This window comes from Actinomadura formosensis (genome assembly GCF_050948385.1).
Taxonomy (GTDB): Bacteria; Actinomycetota; Actinomycetes; order Streptosporangiales; family Streptosporangiaceae; genus Spirillospora; species Spirillospora formosensis.
The window spans coordinates 4,784,582-4,805,396 of sequence record NZ_CP192011.1 but is presented as its reverse complement, the minus strand read 5'-3'; the positions used below and the strand labels follow the sequence as shown (position 1 = coordinate 4,805,396).

Here is a 20,815-nt window from a genome sequence, read left to right as displayed (position 1 = left end):
AACAACACACCAAAGATCACTAAGTGCGACTGGAGTACTAGACCGGATAAGTGGGGTTATAGCGTCGGCGGGTGCCGCCTTTCGATTTTCTTCTGCTCGGCGGGCTGGCCGCGCTGGTCGGCGCGATCGTGCAGGGCAGTGTCGGCCTCGGCGTCGGCCTGGTCGCGACGCCGATCGTGACGATGCTGTTCCCGTCGCTGATGCCGGGGGCGATCCTCGTCGTCGCGTTCGCCCTGCCGTTCGCGACGCTCGCCCAGGAGGTCCGGCACGTCGACACGCGCGGGCTCGGCTGGGCGTTCGGCGGCCGCCTCGCCGGGACGCCGCTCGGCGCGTGGCTGGTGGCCGCCGTCCCGGACCGCGTCCTCGGCGTCGTGATCGGCTTCGTCGTCCTCGCCGCCCTCGCCGTGACGACGTGGTCGCGCGAGGTGCCGCGCAACCGCCGCACCCTCGCCGCCGCCGGCGTCATCTCCGGCACCACCGGCACCGCGTCCGGCATCGGCGGCCCGCCGATGGCGCTGCTCTACCAGCGGGAGAGCGGCCCCCGCGTCCGCGCGACGCTGGCGGTCTTCTTCTGCGGTGGCACGCTGCTGTCCCTGGTGACCCTCGGCCTCGCCGGGCACCTTCCGGTACGGCAGGTCGTCGCGGGCCTGGGGCTTCTCCCGTTCGTCCTCGCCGGGTTCCTCGCCGCCGGACCGCTGCGCCGCTACCTGGACGCCGGGCGTCTGCGCGTGGCGCTGCTCATCGTCGTCGGATCGTCCGCGGTGGTGCTGATCGTCCGTAATCTGGTCTGATGCGTCCCACGAAGGCCGACCTGGAGGCCGCCCGCGACCGTGTCGTCCCCGATGTCCTGCCCCCGGACGGCGGGACGCTGCACGTCCTGTTCAGCGGCATCAACCCGGGCCTCTACTCGGGGGCGACCGGCCACCACTTCGCCCGTCCGGGCAACCGCTTCTGGCCCGCGCTGTACCGCTCCGGCTTCACCGACCGCCTGCTCGACCCGTCCGAGCAGGACCTCCTGCCCGGTTACGGCCTCGGCATCACGAACCTGGCGTCCCGCACCACCGCCCGCGCCGACGAGCTGACCGACGCCGAACTCCGTGAGGGCGGACGCCGCCTGGAGGCCCTCGTCGAGCGTTACCGCCCCGCCTACCTGGCCGTGGCCGGCGTCACCGCCTACCGCACCGCCTTCGGCCGCCCCCGCACCCGGATCGGCCCGCAGGACGAGATGTTCGGCCCCGCGAGACTCTGGGTCCTGCCCAACCCGAGCGGCCTCAACGCGAGCTGGCCGCTCGACAGGATCGCCGCCGAACTCCGCCGCCTCCGCGAGGCCGCCGAAGCGCTCAGAACTCCGTGAGAACCCGCGGGTCGAACCGCACGGTGAACGGCCTGTCCGCCTCCACCTCGGCCTTCAGCTCTTCCCCCGCTCCCGCTGTGCAGAGCCGCCGATAGGTGGAGGCCCCGTTCTCCAGGACGAAGACCTGGACTTTGGGGTGAGGCGAGAATTCGACGAGCCAGTACTGAGGAATGCCGAGGGTCGCGTACTCCTTGAGCTTGCGCACCCGGTCGGCGCGTTCGCTGGCGCTGCCCGGAGAGATGACCTCGATGACCAGCAGAACCTCCCGGCCCGGAATCACGACCGGATTGCGCTCCACGATCGAGGCGCGGGCCACGCTCCTGGGCACCACGAACACGTCCGGCTTACGGATGCCGCCCGGTGTGCTGATCTCCCATTCGCCGCCGCCGGCGACGAAGATCGTGGCCTTGGCATCCGTCGCGGCCGCTTTGATGATGTCCTGCACCTGCATGGCGGCCCAATTGTGGGTTGCGCTCGGGGACAACTCGATCAGCCACCCGTCTTCGAGTTCCAGGCCGCGGCCTTCATCCTCTCGGGCGTGCAGATCGTCCATCGTGTACGGACCAAAACCGCCATGGTCATGCGCGACGCTCACGGCCCTGCTCCCATCAACGGTGCCACAGATCAATGCAGGGACTACGTTACCCCGCCCGACTTTCGGGGACTGAGCGTAGCGATATGTTTACTCTCAGGAGGCATTGTTGAGAGCGAACATCGTGTTCACCTCGGTGAGCAGGGTGGGGTGCGGTTCCCAGAGACCGGGGTGGCCGAGGGCGATGATGGGGCGGGGGAGGGGCCGGACGCCGGTCAGGTGCCAGTGGTGGAAGCCGCGTTCGGACCAGGGGCCGCAGTCGCAGGACCCGTCGCGGGCGGAGCAGACGTCGTCGAGGTCGGCGACGGCGATGACGGCGCCGATGGTGGCGAGCGGGTCGCGGGGGTCCCAGCCGGCGGCCCGGATGAGCGGGGAGTCGCACGCCTTCAGGTCGACGCGCATGGAGGCGTGGACGAGGAGGGGGCCGCGGTAGGCGGTGGGCAGGCCCTGGTTCGAGACGGTCTTGCCGCCCCGTGCGATCGCGAATGCCCAGGGCTGCTGAACACTCATCGCCTGCACGCGGTCACCTCCACTGATCGCCCCGTACTCGGCCGGCCCGGGATCGCCGAGGCCCCGGCGGGACGCCGGTCGCCGCGCGACGATGCCCGAGAGGCTAGGCGCATCTCGGCTGAATTGCCAACGGACGGGTCGAAAGGTTGATGGGCGTCATGGGACGGCTGCCGGGCCGTTCGATTCCCATGCGGATCACTTTCGATCACCCATGTGACGCCGGAGAAGGGTGTGAGGTTGACGTGCCGGAGTGACTACTGCCCGGGGCGCCGTCGCGGCGGCCTACCAGGCGAGGGCGGGCGGCAACCCGGCCGGCCCGGCGTCCGGCCAGTCCGGCGGGGCGCCGAGCGGTGCCAGCTCGGCCAGCTGGAGGCGGTACCACGGCGAGGACTCGGGACGTCCGGCCAGCTCCAGGCAGCGCTCCCACGTCCACCACTCGGCCCACTCGACCTCGTCGGGGTTCGGGTGGACGGGCCCGCCCGCCGGGACGGTGGCGCGCACCACGGGGCAGCGCTCGTGCTCGACGGTGCCGTCCTCGGCGACGGCCCGGTACTGGAACCGGGGCAGGACGGACGTCAGCTCCGCGGCCGGGATGCCGAGCTCGTCGCGCAGCCGCCGCAGCACGGCGTCGCGCAGCTTCTCGCCCGGACCGGGATGGCCGCAGCAGCTCCCCGTCCAGACACCGGGGAACGTCCGCTTGTCCAGGGCGCGCCGGGTGATCAGGACGCGACCCTGCGTGTCCACCACATAGCAGGAGAAAGCCAGGTGGTACGGCGTGTCCTCATGATGGCTGGTGCTCTTCGGGGCGGTACCGACGGCTTCGTCGTCCGCGTTGAGCAGCACGATCTCTTCGACGCCCATGCTGCCTTCCTACCTCATCGACGCCGGAGGGTCGGCCATTTCACGTCCGCGCGGCGGGTGGCGTCCGGCGCGGCGCGGAAGAACGGGATTAAACTCAGAACGGCCCGAGCCAGGGGAAACCCGGTCCCCGACGGAGGAGTTGAAACGAGTGAGCCTGCTGGAGTCGATCAAAGGTCCCGACGACCTCAAACGACTGGACGCCGCTCAACTGGCTCGACTCGCGGAGGAGATCCGCGAGTTTCTCGTTCAGGCGGTCTCCAAGACCGGTGGGCACCTGGGGCCCAACCTCGGCGCGGTCGAGCTGACGATCGCGCTGCACCGCGTCTTCGACTCGCCGCACGACAAGATCCTCTTCGACACGGGGCACCAGGCCTACGTGCACAAGATCCTCACCGGCCGGCACGACTTCGAGCTGCTGCGCAAGCGCGGCGGGCTGTCGGGCTACCCGAGCCGCGCCGAGTCCGAGCACGACATCATCGAGAACTCGCACGCCTCGACGGCGCTCTCCTACGCCGACGGGTTCGCCAAGGCGTTCCAGTTGCGCGGCGAGGACGACCGCGCGGTCGTCGCGGTCGTCGGTGACGGCGCGCTGACCGGCGGCATGTGCTGGGAGGCGCTCAACAACATCGCCGCCGGCGTCGACCGTCCGGTCATCATCGTCGTCAACGACAACGGCCGCTCGTACTCGCCGACCATCGGCGGCCTCGCGTCCCACCTCGCCGACCTGCGCGTCACCCAGGGCTACGAGAACGCGCTCAACCTCATCAAGAAGACCGTGCCGAAGGCCCCGGTGGTCGGCAACGTCGCCTACGAGGCGCTGCACGGCATCAAGAAGGGCCTCAAGGACGTCCTGCAGCCGCAGGCCATGTTCGAGGACCTCGGCATGAAGTACGTCGGCCCGATCGACGGTCACGACGAGGACGCCGTCGAGCACGCGCTGCGCCGCGCCCGCGGGTTCGGCCGCCCCGTCATCGTGCACTGCATCACCACCAAGGGACGCGGCTACGCGCCCGCGGAGAACGACACCGAGGACTGCATGCACGGCGGCGGCGCGTTCGACCCCGCCACCGGCAAGTTCGTCACGAAGAAGGGCGGCCCCGCCTGGACGAAGGTGTTCGGCGAGGAGATGGTCGCGATCGGGCGGGAGCGCCGCGACGTCGTCGGCATCACCGCCGCGATGCTGTATCCGACCGGGCTCGCCCCGTTCGCCGAGGCGTTCCCCGACCGCATCTTCGATGTCGGCATCGCCGAGCAGCACGCCGTCACCTCCGCCACCGGGCTCGCCATGGGCGGCCTGCACCCGGTGGTGGCGGTGTACGCGACGTTCCTCAACCGGGCGTTCGACCAGGTCCTGATGGACGCGGCACTGCACAGGCAGCCCGTCACGTTCGCGTTGGACCGCTCCGGTGTGACCGGGGACGACGGCGCCAGCCACAACGGCATGTGGGACCTGTCGATCCTGCAGCTCGTCCCGGGCCTGCGCATCGCCGTCCCGCGCGACGGGGCCCGGCTGCGCGAACTGCTGCGCGAGTGCGTGGCCGTCTCCGACGGCCCGACCGCGATCCGCTACCCCAAGGGCCCGGCCGCCGCCGACATCGAGGCGATCGGCAAGGCCGGCGAGATGGACGTCCTCGCCCGCCACGACGGCTCCAACGGCACCCGCGTGCTGCTGGTCGCGGCCGGCTCGATGGCGGCGCCCGCGGCCGAGGCCGCCGGACTGATCGCCGCGCAGGGCATCGGCGTCACTGTCGTCGACCCGCGGTGGGTGAAGCCGCTCGACCCGGCGCTCCTCGACCTCGCCCGCGAGCACACCCTCGTCGCCGTCGCCGAGGACAACGGCCGCACCGGCGCCGTCGGCGACGCCGTCGCCCGGCTGCTGCGCGACGCCGAGGTGGACACCCCGATCCGCACGTTCGGCATCCCGCAGGAGTTCCTCGACCACGCGTCCCGCGGCGAGATCCTCACCGACATCGGGCTGACGCCGCAGGCCCTGGCCCGTGACATCACCGAGTCCATCGCGCGCATCACCTCGGCGGAGGATCACGAGCCCGCGACCTCCGACTGAGCCGGGGCCTGCCGGCAGGGCCTCCGGTAGCGTCCGCCGCCCGGGCAATTGTCCAGAATGAGAGAATTGGACAATCGTTGTCATGGGCGGGTCAACATGTGTGCAGAAAATCCCCTCTGCAGGTAGGAAGTGCGGGCCACGGGTATCGCCGCCTACGAAAATCACGGGTACCGCCGCCAACGAAAGTTGTGCGCCTGCCCACCTGCTCGAAAGGGGATCACATGACCACGACGGCAGAGCAAGCCGCACCTGCCGAGACCACCGAGAGCGAAGAACGGGCATTCGAGGCGCTGATGCTCGCCGCGCTCACGTCCCGCCGTGAGCAGCGCGGCGAGAGCATCGTCGAGCATCCGCTTCTTCTCGCCGCGCTGATGCGGCGCCGGGAGGAGGGGGAGAGCATCGTGGAGCACCCGCTCCTCCTCGCGGCGCTGGCGCGCCGCCGTGAGCAGCGCGGCGAGAGCATCATCGAGCACCCGCTCCTCCTCGCGGCGCTGATGCGCCGCCGTGAGAACCGGGGCGAGTCCATCGTCGAGCATCCGCTTCTTCTCGCCGCGCTGATGCGGCGCCGGGAGGAGGGGGAGAGCATCGTGGAGCACCCGCTCCTCCTCGCGGCGCTGGCGCGCCGCCGTGAGAACCGGGGCGAGTCCATCGTCGAGCATCCGCTTCTCCTCGCCGCGCTCGCGGGGCGGTAACGCCGATTTCCGGACCGCAGAGAAGACGCCCCCAGTTGCCGGAAGGAAAGCGGCAACTGGGGGACGGTTCAATTCGACAGTAGAGGAGCAATTCATGGCGGCGCAGGAATCCGGTGAGCCGACCGGCCATGACTCGACAGAATCGCTGATCGACGATTTGATCCGCGACATACTCAATGACGCCGCCCATGCCGGGAAGACCCGGGCGGGCGCCGGGGAGCCGATGGCGAGCCTGATCGAAAGGACGCTCATGTCGGCGGGAACCGCCGCACCGCGGTCCTCGGGGCTCGAACGGCTCCTGCTCGCCCAGGTTCTGGCGTCCTCGCTGGCCGACGCCCTCGCGCCCGCGCTGGCGGAGGCCCTGACTCCCGAGATCCTGAAGGCCCTGGAGCAGCACGGGTCCGCGGGACGGGGCGGCCGGGAGACGGCGTCGGCGGGCGGCCCGGCCAGGGGGCGGAAGAAGACGTGAAACCCCGCCTCTAGACGCCCTCGGCCGACAGCAGCCGCCAGACGTGGGTGATGGACGCGGCGGACGTGCCGAGCCCGCGTCCCGAGTACGTCCATTGCCCACGCAGGCGCCACGGGCGTCCGGCACCGTCCTGGACGAAGACCTGCAGCGGGAAGCAGGCGTCGTGCGCGCGGATGACGCCGGCCGGATCCACCGAGGGGGAGAGCCGGGGCTCGCCCTCGCACCGCACGCCCATGACGGACGTGCGCGGGTCCTGGCGCAGGAGCCCCTGCGTCAGGTCGTACACGAGTACGGACACGTAGTCGGGGCCCAGCCACCTGAGGTCGGGGACCGTCTCGGGAGGGGGGAACCCGTGCAGTTCTGGACCGCCGGTCACACGCGGCACCGTAGCGCCCGCGTCACCTGCCCGTCACTACCTTCCCGGCGGGATATTCGCCCGGAGGGGAATCACCCGCCGCCGCGGCACGCCGACGTCATGGCCTCCCAGCGGGCCAGCTTGACCCGCTCGCCGCGCTCCAGGGTGCGGGCGAGGGCGATTTCGGCGGCGTCGAGGTTGAGCCAGTCGGCGTAGGTGACGACGGGCAGCCCCCGCGACTCCAGCAGCTCCTCGATGGTGCGCTTCGGCGCCGGCCGCGTCCCGGCGAGGTCCTCCAGGAGGTTGCGGACGGTCTCGGCGGCGTCCGACTTGTTGGTGCCGACGACACCGGACGGCCCGCGCTTGACCCAGCCGGCGACGTATTCGCGGGGCACGGGTGCGCCGTCCGGCCCGAGGACGCGGCCGCCGTCGTTCGGGACGATGCGGGAGCGCTCGTCGAACGGCACCCCGTCCAGCGGAACGCTCTGGTAGCCGACCGACCGCAGCACCATCCCGACGGGAAGCGTCTCGTACTCGCCGGTTCCGGTGACGCGGCCCGACCCGTCCGGCCGGGTCTTCTCCAGCCTGAGCCCCTCGACGCGGCCGGTGCCGAGGATCTCGGCGGGCGCGCGCCAGAACCGCACGTCGATGTGCCGGGCCCGGCCGGGCGCCGGCTCGCCCGTCCAGGCGCTCAGGGCCTTGATGTTCCCGCGCACGTGGCGGTCGCTTTCGGCGAGCGCGGCGCTCGCCGGGTCGAGGTCCATGTCCGCGGGGCTGACGTGGATGCTCGCGTTGGGCAGCTCGCCCAGCTCGCGGGCCTCCTTGGTGGTGAACTTCGCCTGCGCCGGGCCGCGCCGCCCGATCATGTGGATGCGCTCGACCCTGCTGCGCGACAGTGCCTCGATGACCTGCTCGGGCACGTCGGTGTCGCGCAGCTCGGCGGCGGTCTTGGCGAGGATGCGGACGACGTCGACGGCGACGTTCCCGACGCCGACCACCGCGACCTCCTCGACCGACAGGTCGAACTCGTGGTCGGCGGCGTCGGGGTGCCCGCAGTACCAGTTGACGAAGTCGGTGGCGGCGATGCTGCCGGGCAGGTCCTCGCCGGGGATCCGCATGTGCCGGTCGACCATCGCGCCGGTCGCGTAGATGACGGCGTCGTAGCAGTCGAGCAGGTCGGCGCGGGTGAGGTCGCGACCCAGCTCGACGCAGCCGAAGAAGCGGACGGCCGGGTCCTCCAGTACTCGCTGCAGATACCGGGCGATCGACTTGATCGACGTGTGGTCGGGCGCGACCCCGTAGCGGACCAGTCCGTACGGCGTCGGCAGCCGGTCGAACACGTCCACCCGGACGTTACCGCCCGTCTGCTTGACGAGGGCCTCGGCGGCGTAGATCCCCGCCGGGCCGGAGCCGATCACCGCAACGAGCGCTGGAGAAGCCATGCGGGTCATTGTGCCTACCCGGCGGGTGAAAGAACACCGCGGGTCCCATCACGGGTCAGGACTTCACCGAGACCGCCTCCGCGCCGCGCACCCGGCTGTGCCGGTAGCCGTAGAAGCCGTAGAAGACGATGCCGACGACCATCCAGGCGAGGAACCGCAGCCATGTCTCCACCGGCAGGTTGATCATCACGAACAGGCAGGCCAGCACGGACAGGATCGGGGTGAGCGGCACCCACGGCGTGCGGAACGCGCGGGGCAGGTCCGGGCGGGTGCGGCGCAGGATCACCACCGCGATCGAGACGACGAGGAACGCGAACAGCGTCCCGATGTTGACCAGCTCCGCCAGTTCGGCCAGCGGGATGAACCCGGCGAGGACGGCGACGATGACGCCCATGATGACGGTCGCGCGGTACGGGGTGCCGAAGCGCGGGTGGACGGCCGAGAGCCAGCCGGGCATCAGGCCGTCCCGGCTCATCGCGAAGAAGATGCGGCTCTGCCCGAGCAGCAGGATCAGCACGACGGTGGTGAGGCCGATCACCGCGCCGACGCTGATGATGGTGGCGAAGACCGGGTGGCCGACGGACTTGAACGCGTCCGCGAGCGGCGCCTCGATGCTCAGCTTCTTGTAGTTCTGCATTCCGGCGACGACGGTGGACACGGCGGCGTACAGGACGGCCGTGACGAGGAGGGAGCCGATGAGCCCGATCGGCAGGTCCCGCTGCGGGCGGCGGGCCTCCTCGGCGGCGGTGGCGACGATGTCGAAACCGATGTAGGCGAAGAAGACGATCGCGATGGCGGCGAAGATGCCGAGCCAGCCGAAGCTGACCGGCGTGATCCCGAACAGCTCCTGCATCAGCGGCGCCTTGAGGCCGGAGACCTCCGGCGTCGACTGGGCGGGCGGGATGAACGGCTTGTAGTTGGCGCCGTCGATGAAGAACAGCCCGGCGAAGATCACCAGCAGCACGATGGACACCTTGATGCCGACGACCACCGCGTTCACCCGCGAGGAGACCTTGATGCCGAGGACGAGCAGCGCGGTGACCAGCAGCACCAGGCAGATGGCCGGGACGTTGACCGTCCCGCCCTCGCCCGGCGGGGCGGCGATCGAGGCGGGCAGGGTGATCCCCATGTCGTCCAGCAGCGAGGCGAAGTAACCGGACCAGCCGACCGCGACCACCGCCGCGCCGAGGGCCATCTCCAGGATGAGGTCCCAGCCGATGATCCAGGCCGGGAGTTCGCCGAGCGTCGCGTAGGAGAAGGTGTAGGCCGATCCGGCGACGGGGACGGTGGAGGCGAACTCGGCGTAGCACAGCGCCGCGAGCCCGCACACGACGGCGGCGAGGATGAACGACAGCGCGACCGCGGGCCCGGCCTTCTCCTTGGCGACCTGCCCGGTGAGCACGAAGATGCCGGTCCCGATGATGACGCCGATGCCGAAGACGGTCAGGTCCAGCGCCGACAGGTCGCGTCGGAGCCGGTGCGCCGGCTGCTCGGTGTCCCGGATCGACTGCTCGACCGACTTCGTGCGCAGCAGGTTCATCCTCGGCGCCCTTCCGCATCCCATCGTGCTCGTCGCGTTTTCCCGGCGTATGCCCAGATATGCGCGACTTATGATCAGCGGCCCCGTGAATATGCTCTGACCTGCGGAAAAATTGGCAAAGAGGCGTTCCGAACGCGGCTCGGAACGCCTCTTTCGCCGGGAGCGGCCGGGATCAGGCGGGGAGGGAGGCGACCCCCGGCGCCAGGAAGCGGCGGCCGGTCGCCCGCTCGGCGACGCCCGACCTGTCCAGGTACGGGGTGATGCCGCCGAGGTGGAACGGCCAGCCGGCGCCGAGGATCATGCACAGGTCGATGTCCTGCGGTGCGGCGACGACGCCCTCGTCCAGCATGATGCGGATCTCCTCGGCGAGCGCGGTGAGCGCCCGGTCGAGGACCTGCTGCTCGGTGGACGGGCTCGTCCCGCCCGCGAAGATCTGCACGACCTCCGGGTCGAGGGAGAAGTCGGGCAGGTACACGCCGGACTTGCCGGCCGCCACCATCTTCGCGAGGTTGTCCGACAGCGGGAACCGGTCCGGGAACGCCTCGTGCAGGGTCTCGTTGACGTGCAGCGCGATCGCCGGGCCGACCAGGCCCATCAGCACGAACGGCGGCATCGGCAGCCCGAGCGGCGCGGCGGCCCGCTCGGCGACCTCGATCGGGGTGCCCTCGTCGACCGTCTTGACGATCTCGGCGAGCAGGCGCAGCAGGACCCGGTTGACGACGAACGCCGGGGCGTCCTTCACCAGCACGCACGACTTCTTCAGCGCCCTGCCGGTCGCGAACGCGGTGGCGAGCGCGGCGTCGCCGGTCTGCTCGCCCCGGACGATCTCCAGCAGCGGCAGCACCGCGACCGGGTTGAAGAAGTGGAAGCCGACGACGCGTTCGGGGTGCTCGAGCCCGGACGCCATCTCGCCGACCGACAGCGAGGAGGTGTTGGTCGCGAGGACGCACTCGGCCGAGACGTACTCCTCGACCTCGGCGAACACCTTCTTCTTGACCGACATCTCCTCGAACACGGCCTCGATGACGAAGTCGGCGTCGGCGAAGGCGTCCTTGGTGAGCGAGCCGGAGATGAGCGACTTGAGGCGGTTCGCCTTGTCCGGGGAGAGGCGTCCCTTGCCGAGCAGCTTGTCGATCTCGCCGTGCGCGTAACCGACGCCCTTGTCCAGGCGTTCCTGGTCGAGGTCGGTCAGCACGACCGGGACCTCCAGACGGCGCGCGAACAGCAGTGCGAGCTGCGAGGCCATCAGGCCCGCGCCGACGACGCCGACCTTGGTGACCTTGCGGGCGAGGGCCTTGTCCGGTGCGCCGGCCGGCTTCTTCGCGCGCTTCTGGGTGAGGTCGAACGCGTAGAGGCCGGCGCGCAGCTCGTCGCTCATGATGAGGGAGCACAGCGCTTCGTCTTCGGCGGCGAAGCCCTCGTCGCGGGAGCGGTCCTTGGCGGCGGCGACCAGGTCGAGCGCCTTCACATAGGACGGGGCCGCGCCGTGCAGCTTGCCGTCCACGTTCCAGCGGGCCGCCGCGACCGCGTCGTCCCACGCCTTGCCCCTGTCCACCTCGGGACGCCGGACGGTGATCTCGCCCTTCAGGACGCGGGCCGTCCAGGCGAGCGACTCCTCCAGGAAGTCGGCCGAGTCGAAGATCGCGTCGGCGATGCCCAGCTCGTACGCCTGCGCGCCCTTCAGCATCCGGTTCTGCGCGAGGGGGTTGTCGATGATGACCTTGAGCGCCCTCTCCGCACCGATCAGGTTCGGCAGCAGGTACGTCCCGCCCCAGCCCGGTACCAGGCCGAGGAACGTCTCGGGCAGCGCGAACGCCGGGACGCCGGAGGAGATCGTCCGGTAGGCGCAGTGCAGGCCGATCTCGACGCCGCCGCCCATCGCCGCGCCGTTGTAGTAGGCGAAGGACGGCACGGCCAGCTCGCCCAGCCGCCGGAACACGTCGTGACCGAGCTTGCCGATGGCCGCCGCGTCCTCGCGGCCCGTGATGAGCGGAACGCCCTTGAGGTCGGCGCCCACGGCGAAGATGAACGGCTTGCCGGTGACGCCGACGGCCACGATGTCGTCGCGTCCGGCGACGGTGTCGATGGCGGCGTTCAGCTCGGCGAGGCCGTTCGGGCCGAAGGTGTTCGGCTTGGTGTGGTCGAAGCCGTTGTCCAGGGTGATGAGCGCGAGCGTGCCCGCGCCGTAGGGCAGTGTCACGTCGCGGACGCGTGCGTGCGTGACGACCTCGCCCGCGAAGACTTCTCCAAGGCTGGTCACTTCGTGCCCTCCCAGTTCGCGTTCTCCCAGAGAACGGTTCCGCCCATGCCCATGCCGATGCACATCGTGGTCAGCCCGTAGCGGACGTCCGCGTGCTCCTCGAACAGCCGGGACAGCTGGTTCATCAGCCGGACCCCGGACGAGGCGAGCGGGTGGCCGAGCGCGATCGCGCCGCCCCACGGGTTCACCCGCGCGTCGTCATCGGCGATCTTGAAGTGCTCCAGGAACGCGAGCACCTGCACGGCGAACGCCTCGTTGATCTCGATGAGGCCGATGTCGTCCATGGTCAGCGAGTTGCGGGCCAGCAGCTTCTCGGTCGCCGGGACCGGGCCGACGCCCATGACCTCCGGTTCCACGCCGGCGAAGGCGAAGTCGACGAGCCGCATCTTCGGGGTGAGACCGAGTTCGCGGGCGACGTCCTCGGCGGCGAGCAGGCAGGCGGTGGCGCCGTCGTTGAGCCCGGCGGCGTTCCCGGCGGTGACGTTGCCGTGCACGCGGAACGGCGTCTTCAGCGCGGCCAGGTCGTCCATCGTGGTGCCGGGACGCGGCGGCTCGTCCTCGGTGGCGAGGCCCCAGCCCTTTTCGGCGCCGCGGATCGCGGTCGGCACGAGATCCGGCTGGATCTTCCCGGCGGCGTAGGCGGCGGCGACCTTCTGCTGGCTGCGCACGGCGTAGGCGTCCGCGCGCTCCTTGGTGATGCTGGGGAACCGGTCGTGCAGGTTCTCCGCGGTCGAGCCCATCACCAGCGCGGACGGGTCGACGAGCTTGTCGGCGAGGAACCGCGGGTTCGGGTCGACGCCCTCGCCCATCGGGTGCCGTCCCATGTGCTCGACGCCGCCGGCGATGGCGACGTCGTAGGAGCCGAACGAGATGCCGGCGCCGGTCGCGGTGACGGCGGTCATCGCCCCCGCGCACATCCGGTCGACGGCGTAGCCGGGGACGCTCTTCGGCAGCCCGGCCAGCACGGCGGCGGACCGCCCGATGGTCAGGCCCTGGTCGCCGGTCTGCGTGGTGGCGGCGATCGCGACCTCGTCCACCCGCTCGGGCGGCAGGGACGGGTTGCGGCGCATCAGCTCGCGGATCGCGCGGACGACCAGGTCGTCGGCGCGGGTCTCCGCGTACAGGCCCTTGGGGCCGGCCTTGCCGAATGGCGTGCGGACGCCGTCGACGAACACGACGTCGCGTGCGGTGCGAGGCACGGGATCGTCCTCCCTGCGATGGGCTCGATGAAAGATGTCGAGCCTCGTGCCGCGCCCGGCTGTAAAGGGCGGCACGAGTACCCGCGCCAACGATGCTACTTGTTGGTAACCCAGAACGCTACTCGTCAGTAACCACTGACGTGGAGGTGCCCTTGTTCGGCCGGGGACCTGTGGGTACCGTGATTCGGGAGGAGGCGGAGTGTGACGCACGCGAAGCCCGCGTACCGGCCGGGGATGCGCCGGCGGATCGGCCACATCCGCGACCTCACCGCGCTGCTGCTGCGAACCGGGCTGCTGTTCGACGGCGGGCCGCGCCGCCTCGTCCGGCAGATGGGCACGCTGCGGCGCTGGGGGACCACGCTCGCCGGGCTCGTCGCCTCGTCCGCCGCCCGCTCCCCGTCCCGGCCCGCGCTGATCGACGACGAGGGCGTGCTGACGTTCGCCGAACTGGACGAGCGAGCCGCCCGCCTCGCCGCCGGGCTGCCCCTGCACGGTCCCCGCCCGCGCGTCGGCGTCCTGTGCCGCAACCACCGGGGCATGGCGCTGACGCTCGTCGCCTGCTCACGGCGCGGTGCCGAGGTCGTCCTGCTCAACACCGGGTTCGGAGCGGGCCAGCTGCGCGCCGTGCTCGGCGAGCTGCGCCCCGCCGTCATCGTCATCGACGCCGAGTTCGCGCCGCTGCTCGCGAACGTCCCGCTCGCGCTGCGCCGGACCGTGCTGTGGGCCGACCGCCCGCCGCCCGCCGGGAACCCGTCCGCCGGGATGCCGCTCGCCGCCCCCGTACCCACCGCGACACTGCCGCCCCCGCCGCGTCCCCCCGTGGACGCGGCTCCCCGCCCGGCCGCCGGGACGGGACGCGGCATCGAGGAGATCATCGCCTCGGTGCCCGCGTCCGACGCCGTCGCCGGGCCGCCGCAGATCCAGAGCCGGACCATCATGCTCAGCTCCGGCACCACCGGGCGCCCCAAGGGCGCCCGCCGCCCGCCCCGGCCCGGCCTGTGGCCGCTCGCCTCGATGACGTCCCGGATCCCGCTGCGCGCCGGGCAGGCGATGATCGTCGAGGCGCCGCTGTTCCACACCTGGGGGTACGCCGCGCTGCAGATGGCGTGGGCGCTGCGGGCGCCGGTCGTGCTGCACCGCCGGTTCGACCCCGAGCAGACGCTGCGGGCCATCACCTCCCACCGCGCCGCCGCCGTGTTCGCCGTCCCGGTCATGTGCCAGCGCATCCTGGAACTGGCGCCCGAGGTCCGCGACCGCTACGACACGTCCGCGCTGCGGATCTTCGCGCTGAGCGGTGCCGCGCTGCCCGGCGACCTCGCCACCCGGTTCATGGACGCGTTCGGCGACCGGCTCTACAACGTGTACGGGTCCACCGAGGCGTCGTGGGTGTCCATCGCGACCCCGCACGACCTGCGGCTCGACCCGCGCACCGCCGGACGCCCGCCGCGCAACACCGCGCTGGCGATCCTCGGCGCCGACGGCCGCCGGCTGGGCCGATCCACCCGCGGCCAGATCTTCGCCGCGAACGAGCTGCTGTTCGAGGGGTACACGGCCGGTGAGCCGATGGAGGTCCGCGACGGGCTCCTCGCCACCGGCGACCTCGGCCACATCGACCATCGCGGGCTGCTGTTCGTGGAGGGCCGCAGCGACGGGATGGTGGTGTCCGGCGGCGAGAACATCGTCCCGCAGGACGTGGAGGACGCGCTGCTCCGGCTGCCGGAGGTCCGCGAAGCCGCGGTCACCGGCGTTCCCGACGACGCGTGGGGGCAGCGGCTCGCCGCCTACCTCGTCCTGCGGCCCGGTGCCCGGCTCGACGCGGACGCCGTCCGCGCGTACGTGCACGCGCAGGTCGCCCGGTACGCGGTGCCGCGCGACGTGCACTTCATCCCCGAGCTGCCGCGCAACGCGACCGGCAAGGTCGTGCACCGCTGGCTGACCGCGCGCCCCGGCCGGACGCCGCCGGAGGGGCATGTCGCCTGGCCGCCGCCGGGCGCCCCCCGGCCGGGCTAGGCCGCGAGCGCGGGCCGCTCCGCGAGCGGCAGCCGGACGGTGATCGACAGGCCGCCGTCCGCGCGCGGGACGGTCTCGATCGTGCCGCCGTGCGCGTCCACCACCGCCCGGACGATCGACAGGCCGAGTCCGGCGCCGTCCTTCGACCCCGTGCGGTCGGCGCGCAGCCGCCGGAACGGCTCGAAGATCGTCGCTATCTCGTAGCCGGGGACGGCGCGTCCGGTGTTGACGACCTGGAGGAACGCCGCGCCGTCCCGGGTGCCGGTGCGGACCCAGATCCGGCCGTCCCGCACGTTGTACTTCACGGCGTTCTCCACCAGGTTCACCGCGCAGCGCTCCAGCAGGACCGGATCGCCGGTCACCGCGGCCGGCGCGAGCTTCGCCTCGACGTCCACCGCCGCCTCCTCGACCAGGTCGTCCAGCTGGTCGAGCGCGGCGCGGACCACGTCCGGCAGCGCGGTGCCGACGCGGGTGCCGAGCCCCCGTTCGGACTTGGCGAGCAGCAGCAGGCCCTCGATGAGCCGCTCGTGGCGGGCGGTGTTGCCGAGCAGGACGTCCGCGAGCGCCTTGGTCTCCGGCGGGTTCTTCCGGCTCGCGAGCGCCACCTCCAGGACCGTCCGGTTGATGGTCAGCGGCGTGCGCAGCTCATGCGAGGCGTTCGCGACGAACCGCCGCTGGGCGTCGAACGCGCGGTTCAGCCGGTCCAGCATCCGGTCGAACGTGTCGGCCAGGTCCTTGATCTCGTCCTGCGGACCGTCGAGCGCGATCCGCTCGTGCAGGTTGCTCTCCGACAGCCGCCGCGCCGTCGCCGTCACCTTGTGCAGCGGACGCAGCATCCGCCCGGCGACCACGTACCCGATCCCCACCGCGAGGACGCCGAGCACCAGCATCGTCACCAGGGAACTCTGCAGAAGCTGCTCCAGCACGTCGTGCTTCTGCTCGACGAGCCGCCGGTCGGCGTCGGCCTTCAGCTCCAGCAGCCGGCCGACGTCGCCGTTGAGCGCCAGCGCCCGCAGCCGCGCGAGCGTCGTCGCGTCGACGCCGCCGCTGCTCACCGAGAGCCGGTCGTCCATCGTCCGGACGGTCAGCAGGTACGTCACCGCGACCAGCACCGCCGACGTGACGAGGAACAGCGACCCGTACACCAGGGTCAGCCGCGTCCTGACGCTCAGCCTCTTCACCGCGCCTCCAGCCGGTATCCCGAACCCGTCACCGTCTCGATCACGGGCGGCCCGCCCAGCTTGCGGCGCAGCGTCGCCATCGTCACCCGGACGATGTTGCTGAACGGGTCGATGTTCTCGTCCCACGCACGCTCCAGCAGCCGCTCGGCGCTCACCACGCCGCCCTCCGCCCGCATCAGCTCCTCCAGCACGGCGAACTCCTTGTTCGTCAGCCGCAGCTCCCGGCCGTCCCGCGCGACCCTGCGCCGATGGGGATCGAGCCTGATGCCGCGCCGCTCCAGCACGGGCGGCACCGGCGGCCCCGTCCTGCGCGCCAGCGCCCGCACCCGCGCGACCAGCTCGCTGAACACGAACGGCTTCGGCAGATAGTCGTCGGCGCCGAGCGACAGCCCGTCCACCCGATCGTCGACGTCGCCCGCCGCCGTCAGCATCAGGATGCGCCCGGAACCGCGCCGCTCCACCAGCTCACGGCACACGTCGTCGCCATGGACGGTCGGCAGGTCCCGGTCGAGGATCACCACGTCGTACTCGTTGTAGAACGCCCGCTCCAGCGCATCGTCACCGTCGTACACCACGTCGACGGCCATGGCCTCGTCGCGGAGCCCCTCGGCGATGGTGTCGGCGAGCACCCGCTCGTCCTCGACGATCAGAACACGCATGCCTCCGAGCATGACGCGCCGGACGTTAAACCCCGATAAGCACCACCCCACCGAACCCGTCTAATGCGGGTTTAACCCTTGGGGCGGTCTCATGGCTTTTCGCTGGGGCGGGTGGTCTCGGCGGAGAGGACGAGATGGGAATGCGCATGTGGGGTGCCGTGCTCGCGGTGCCGGTGGTCTTCGGGGTCGCGGCGTGCGGTGACGACGGCGGCGGGAGCGGGGTGGCGAGTGCCGGCGGGGCGGCGAAGGTGTCGGCGTCGGCGTCGCCCACCGGGTCGCTCTCGGCGGAGGACGCGCAGCTGAAGTTCGCGCAGTGCATGCGGGAGAACGGGGTGAACGTGCCCGATCCCGGCAGCGGGGGCGCCAGGGCGCGGCGGCTGGGCGAGGGGACCGACCGGGCGAAGCTGCAGGCGGCGCTGGAGAAGTGCAAGCAGTGGCTTCAGGCGGGCGGGAGCCTGCCGGACCTGAAGGACCCGAAGGTCCGCGACCAGTACGTGAAGTTCGCGCAGTGCATGCGCGAGCACGGGGTGAACATTCCCGATCCCGGGCCGGACGGGCAGTTGACGATCCCCAAGGAGCGCGTCGACCAGGGCAAGACGGAGAAGGCGCGTGAGGCGTGCCGCGGCGACCTGCCGGGGTTCGGGCGGTGAGGCGGGTCGTGGCCGCGGGTGGTGCCGCCGTCGTGGTGGCGGCGGGCGGGGTGAGCGTCCTCGCCTGGACGGGGGACGGGGGCGAGGCGGAGGCCGGGCATGCGGCCCGGCTCGCCACCGCCGTGGTGAGCAGAGGCGACCTCGTCGACACCGAGAAGGTGGACGGGAGGCTCACCTACGACGACGTCCGTGAGGTGTGGACGGGGGCGTCCGGTGTCGTGACATGGGCGCCGGAGCAGGGCCGGACCGTCAGGCGGGGCGGAACGCTGCTGAGAGTGGCGGGCAGGCCGGTCACGCTGATGTACGGCGGCGGCCCGATGTACCGGACGCTGAAGAACGGCGACTCCGGCACGGACGTCCGGCAACTCGAAGACAACCTGCGGGCCCTCGGGTACGGGGGCATGACCGTGGACGGGGAGTTCACCGGCGCGACGGAGACCGCGGTCAGGGAGTGGCAGGACGACCGGGGCCTGCCCGAGACCGGCAGGGTCGACGCGAGCCAGGTCGTGTTCCTCGGCGGGGCCGTGCGGGTCAGGGACGTCAAGGCGCCCCAGGGGAGGCGCGTCGGCCGGGGGCAGCCCGTTCTCACCGTGGCCGGGACGAGGCGGGTCGTCCACGTCGACCTCGACGCGGACAAGCAGGACCTCGCGCAGAAGGGCGCCGAGGTCTCGGTGGAACTGCCCGGCGGCGCGACCGTCAAGGGGACGATCACCGGGGTCGGCGGTGTCGCGGAGCAGACCGGGGCCGGGCAGGACCGCAAGACCACCGTCGACGTCGACATCTCGATCGCCGGCGCCGGGACGGGGCGGCTGGACGAGGCGCCGGTCACCGTGGAAATGGAGAGCGAGCGCCGGGAGAACGTCCTGTCGGTGCCGGTGGAGGCACTGCTGGCGTTGCGGGAGGGCGGCTTCGGCGTCGAGGTCGTGGACGCCGCCGGCCGCCGCCTCCTCCCCGTGGAGACCGGTACGTTCGGCAGCGGACGCGTCGAGATCAGCGGGACCGGCGTCCGCGCGGGCATGAAGGTCGGGGTGCCCGCCGAATGAACACGCTGGGCATGGACGGGCAGGGCGCGAAGATCGTCGAGCTGTCCGGGGTGACCAAGGAGTACGCGGGCGGTGTCACGGCGCTGAAGGGCGTCGACCTGGGGATCGCGCCGGGGGAGCTGGTCGCGATCGTGGGGCCGTCCGGGTCGGGCAAGTCGACGCTCCTGCACATGATCGGGACGCTGGACCGGCCGACCGGCGGCAGCGTGCGCGTCGCCGGGCACGAGGTCGCCGGGCTCACCGACCGGGAACTGTCGGCGCTGCGGGCCCGGCATATCGGTTTCGTGTTCCAGCAGTTCCACCTGGCCGCCGGTGTCACCGCGCTCGACAACGTCGCCGACGGCCTCCTCTACGGCGGTGCCAGGCTGAAAGAGCGGCGGGAGCGGGCACGGGCGGCGCTCGAACGCGTCGGGCTCGGAAACCGGACCGGGCACCGCCCGCACCAGCTGTCCGGCGGCGAGCAGCAGCGGGTCGCGGTCGCGCGGGCCGTCGCCCGCGAACCGGACCTCCTGCTGGCGGACGAGCCCACCGGCAACCTCGACTCCGCCGCCGGCGCCGGGGTGCTGGCCCTGCTGGACGAGCTGAACCGCGCCGGCACCACCGTCGCGATCATCACGCACGACCTGGACGTCGCGGCGGGGGCGCCGCGCCGGGTCAGGGTCCGCGACGGGCTGATCGTCGCGGACGAGCGGGCGGAGGTGGCCGGCCGATGAGGGCCGCGCTCGCACCCGCGCGGCTCGGCGCGAACGACGTCCTGCGCGTCGGGCTCGGCGGCCTTCGGGCCCGTCCGGCCAGGGTCGTGCTGTCCGCGCTCGGCATCGCGATCGGGATCGCCACGATGGTCGCGGTCATCGGGATCTCCTCGTCCGGCAAGGAGGACCTGCTGCGGCGGCTCGACCGGCTCGGCACGAACCTGCTGACCGTGAAGCCGGGCGACACCCTGTTCGGGGAGAAGGCGGAGCTGCCGGAGTCGGCGCCGCAGATGGTGCGGCGGATCGGCCCGGTCACCGCCGTGGGCGCGACGGGGTCGGTGGAGGCGACCGTCCGCCGCACCGACAAGATCCCGGACGAGGTCACCCAGGGCATCGCCGTGCAGGCCGCCACGACCGAACTGCTCGGCACGCTCGACGTGCGGACGGCGAGCGGACGCTGGCTGAACGCCGGCACGGAACGCTATCCCGGTGTCGTGCTCGGCGCCGAGGCGGCGCGGCGGCTCGGCCTGGACCGGGCGGGCGGCCAGGTGTGGATCGGCGGCCGGTGGTTCGTCGTCCTCGGCGTGCTGCGGCCCGCCGAGCTGGCGCCGGAGATCGACCGCTCCGCCCTCGTCGGCTGGGACGCGGCCCGCCGCTACCTCGGCTTCGACGGGCACCCCACGACGGTCTACGAACGTTCCACGGACGCGTCCGTGGACGACGTCCGCGACGTCCTCGCCCGTACGGTCAGTCCCGAGCGCCCCGAGGAGGTGGAGGTCAGCCGCCCCTCGGACGCGCTGGAGGCCAAGGCCGCGGCGGCGGGCGCGTTCACCGGCCTGCTGCTCGGACTCGGCGCGGTCGCGCTGCTGGTCGGCGGGGTCGGTGTCGCGAACACGATGGTGATCTCGGTGCTGGAGCGGCGCCGCGAGATCGGGCTGCGCCGCTCGCTCGGCGCGACCCGCGGCCAGGTGCGGACGCAGTTCCTCGCCGAGTCGCTGCTGCTGTCGGCGTTCGGCGGCGCCGCCGGGACGGTGCTCGGCACCGCCGTCACCGCCGGGTTCGCGCTGTGGAAGGGGTGGCCGCCGGTCGTGCCGGTGTGGGCGCTCGGCGGTGCGCTCGCCGCGACCCTGGCGATCGGCACGGTCGCCGGCCTGTATCCGGCGATGCGGGCCGCGCGGCTGCCGCCGACGACGGCGCTGGCGTCGGCCTGACACTGGTCACGCTCCGCCGGGCCGGTGCAT

General features: G+C 72.0%; 20 protein-coding genes. 10 read left to right on the top strand and 10 right to left on the bottom strand.

Going from position 1 to position 20,815, the window contains the following annotated elements:
• Window positions 1-71: 71 nt before the first annotated feature.
• Together ACQP1N_RS22680 and mug are read left to right on the top strand one after the other, a co-directional pair.
• The gene (locus ACQP1N_RS22680; protein WP_067801446.1) at window positions 72-791 is read left to right on the top strand and encodes a sulfite exporter TauE/SafE family protein; all 720 of its coding nucleotides are present in this window, start codon (window positions 72-74) and stop codon (window positions 789-791) included.
• The gene (gene mug, locus ACQP1N_RS22675) at window positions 791-1,354 is read left to right on the top strand and encodes a G/U mismatch-specific DNA glycosylase (protein WP_433226495.1); all 564 of its coding nucleotides are present in this window, start codon (window positions 791-793) and stop codon (window positions 1,352-1,354) included. The genes ACQP1N_RS22680 and mug overlap by 1 nt, the downstream gene beginning before the upstream one ends.
• Here the strand turns inward: mug and ACQP1N_RS22670 are convergent.
• From ACQP1N_RS22670 to idi, 3 genes are all read right to left on the bottom strand, one after another.
• Entirely contained in the window at window positions 1,341-1,949 is a 609-nt protein-coding gene (locus ACQP1N_RS22670; protein WP_207394037.1) for a Uma2 family endonuclease, read from the bottom strand. The genes mug and ACQP1N_RS22670 overlap by 14 nt on opposite strands.
• Window positions 1,950-2,042: 93 nt before the next feature.
• Window positions 2,043-2,456: a hypothetical protein gene (locus tag ACQP1N_RS22665; protein ID WP_242608795.1), complete on the bottom strand. Its 414-nt coding sequence runs from the start codon at window positions 2,454-2,456 to the stop codon at window positions 2,043-2,045.
• A gap of 282 nt (window positions 2,457-2,738) precedes the next feature.
• Window positions 2,739-3,317 carry an isopentenyl-diphosphate Delta-isomerase gene (gene idi, locus ACQP1N_RS22660; protein ID WP_433226492.1) on the bottom strand — a complete coding sequence of 193 codons (579 nt, stop codon included), beginning with the start codon at window positions 3,315-3,317 and terminating at the stop codon, window positions 2,739-2,741.
• 148 nt (window positions 3,318-3,465) lie between these two features.
• Between idi and dxs the strand changes: the two genes are divergently transcribed.
• The 3 genes from dxs (at window position 3,466) to ACQP1N_RS22645 (ending at window position 6,543) form a co-directional block, all read left to right on the top strand.
• The gene (gene dxs / locus ACQP1N_RS22655) at window positions 3,466-5,382 is read left to right on the top strand and encodes a 1-deoxy-D-xylulose-5-phosphate synthase (RefSeq protein WP_067801459.1); all 1,917 of its coding nucleotides are present in this window, start codon (window positions 3,466-3,468) and stop codon (window positions 5,380-5,382) included.
• A 221-nt stretch (window positions 5,383-5,603) separates the two neighbouring features.
• Window positions 5,604-6,074 carry a hypothetical protein gene (locus ACQP1N_RS22650; protein ID WP_067801462.1) on the top strand — a complete coding sequence of 157 codons (471 nt, stop codon included), beginning with the start codon at window positions 5,604-5,606 and terminating at the stop codon, window positions 6,072-6,074.
• A gap of 94 nt (window positions 6,075-6,168) precedes the next feature.
• Window positions 6,169-6,543: a hypothetical protein gene (locus tag ACQP1N_RS22645; RefSeq protein ID WP_067801465.1), complete on the top strand. Its 375-nt coding sequence runs from the start codon at window positions 6,169-6,171 to the stop codon at window positions 6,541-6,543.
• A 10-nt stretch (window positions 6,544-6,553) separates the two neighbouring features.
• Here ACQP1N_RS22645 and ACQP1N_RS22640 read toward each other — a convergent pair whose 3' ends face one another.
• From ACQP1N_RS22640 to ACQP1N_RS22620, 5 genes are all read right to left on the bottom strand, one after another.
• Window positions 6,554-6,919, bottom strand: coding sequence for a hypothetical protein (locus tag ACQP1N_RS22640; protein WP_067801468.1), 366 nt, complete (start codon window positions 6,917-6,919; stop codon window positions 6,554-6,556).
• 71 nt (window positions 6,920-6,990) lie between these two features.
• Window positions 6,991-8,340, bottom strand: a complete 1,350-nt coding sequence (locus tag ACQP1N_RS22635; RefSeq protein WP_433226489.1) for an FAD-dependent oxidoreductase — start codon at window positions 8,338-8,340, stop codon at window positions 6,991-6,993.
• A gap of 55 nt (window positions 8,341-8,395) precedes the next feature.
• Entirely contained in the window at window positions 8,396-9,880 is a 1,485-nt protein-coding gene (locus tag ACQP1N_RS22630; RefSeq protein WP_433226487.1) for an amino acid permease, read from the bottom strand.
• A 172-nt stretch (window positions 9,881-10,052) separates the two neighbouring features.
• Window positions 10,053-12,140 (bottom strand): 3-hydroxyacyl-CoA dehydrogenase NAD-binding domain-containing protein, encoded by a 2,088-nt coding sequence (locus ACQP1N_RS22625; RefSeq protein ID WP_067801475.1) that lies wholly within the window; start codon window positions 12,138-12,140, stop codon window positions 10,053-10,055.
• Window positions 12,137-13,339 carry a thiolase family protein gene (locus ACQP1N_RS22620; RefSeq protein ID WP_067801478.1) on the bottom strand — a complete coding sequence of 401 codons (1,203 nt, stop codon included), beginning with the start codon at window positions 13,337-13,339 and terminating at the stop codon, window positions 12,137-12,139. Before ACQP1N_RS22620 ends, ACQP1N_RS22625 begins: the two co-directional genes overlap by 4 nt.
• A 201-nt stretch (window positions 13,340-13,540) precedes the next feature.
• Between ACQP1N_RS22620 and ACQP1N_RS22615 the strand changes: the two genes are divergently transcribed.
• The gene (locus ACQP1N_RS22615; protein WP_433226484.1) at window positions 13,541-15,349 is read left to right on the top strand and encodes an AMP-binding protein; all 1,809 of its coding nucleotides are present in this window, start codon (window positions 13,541-13,543) and stop codon (window positions 15,347-15,349) included.
• Here ACQP1N_RS22615 and ACQP1N_RS22610 read toward each other — a convergent pair.
• Window positions 15,346-16,521, bottom strand: coding sequence for a sensor histidine kinase (locus ACQP1N_RS22610; RefSeq protein WP_067801498.1), 1,176 nt, complete (start codon window positions 16,519-16,521; stop codon window positions 15,346-15,348). The genes ACQP1N_RS22615 and ACQP1N_RS22610 overlap by 4 nt on opposite strands.
• A 5-nt stretch (window positions 16,522-16,526) precedes the next feature.
• Window positions 16,527-17,189, bottom strand: a complete 663-nt coding sequence (locus ACQP1N_RS22605) for a response regulator transcription factor (protein WP_433226482.1) — start codon at window positions 17,187-17,189, stop codon at window positions 16,527-16,529.
• A 134-nt stretch (window positions 17,190-17,323) separates the two neighbouring features.
• Between ACQP1N_RS22605 and ACQP1N_RS22600 the strand changes: the two genes are divergently transcribed.
• From ACQP1N_RS22600 to ACQP1N_RS22585, 4 genes are read left to right on the top strand one after another with little or no spacing between them, the layout of a single operon-like run.
• Window positions 17,324-17,839, top strand: a complete 516-nt coding sequence (locus tag ACQP1N_RS22600; protein WP_433226480.1) for a hypothetical protein — start codon at window positions 17,324-17,326, stop codon at window positions 17,837-17,839.
• Complete coding sequence (locus tag ACQP1N_RS22595) at window positions 17,836-18,882, top strand: peptidoglycan-binding protein (RefSeq protein WP_433226478.1); 1,047 nt, start codon at window positions 17,836-17,838, stop codon at window positions 18,880-18,882. Before ACQP1N_RS22600 ends, ACQP1N_RS22595 begins: the two co-directional genes overlap by 4 nt.
• Window positions 18,879-19,595: an ABC transporter ATP-binding protein gene (locus ACQP1N_RS22590; protein ID WP_433226476.1), complete on the top strand. Its 717-nt coding sequence runs from the start codon at window positions 18,879-18,881 to the stop codon at window positions 19,593-19,595. Before ACQP1N_RS22595 ends, ACQP1N_RS22590 begins: the two co-directional genes overlap by 4 nt.
• Window positions 19,592-20,785, top strand: coding sequence for an ABC transporter permease (locus ACQP1N_RS22585; RefSeq protein WP_433226474.1), 1,194 nt, complete (start codon window positions 19,592-19,594; stop codon window positions 20,783-20,785). The genes ACQP1N_RS22590 and ACQP1N_RS22585 overlap by 4 nt, the downstream gene beginning before the upstream one ends.
• Window positions 20,786-20,815 lie beyond the last annotated feature (30 nt).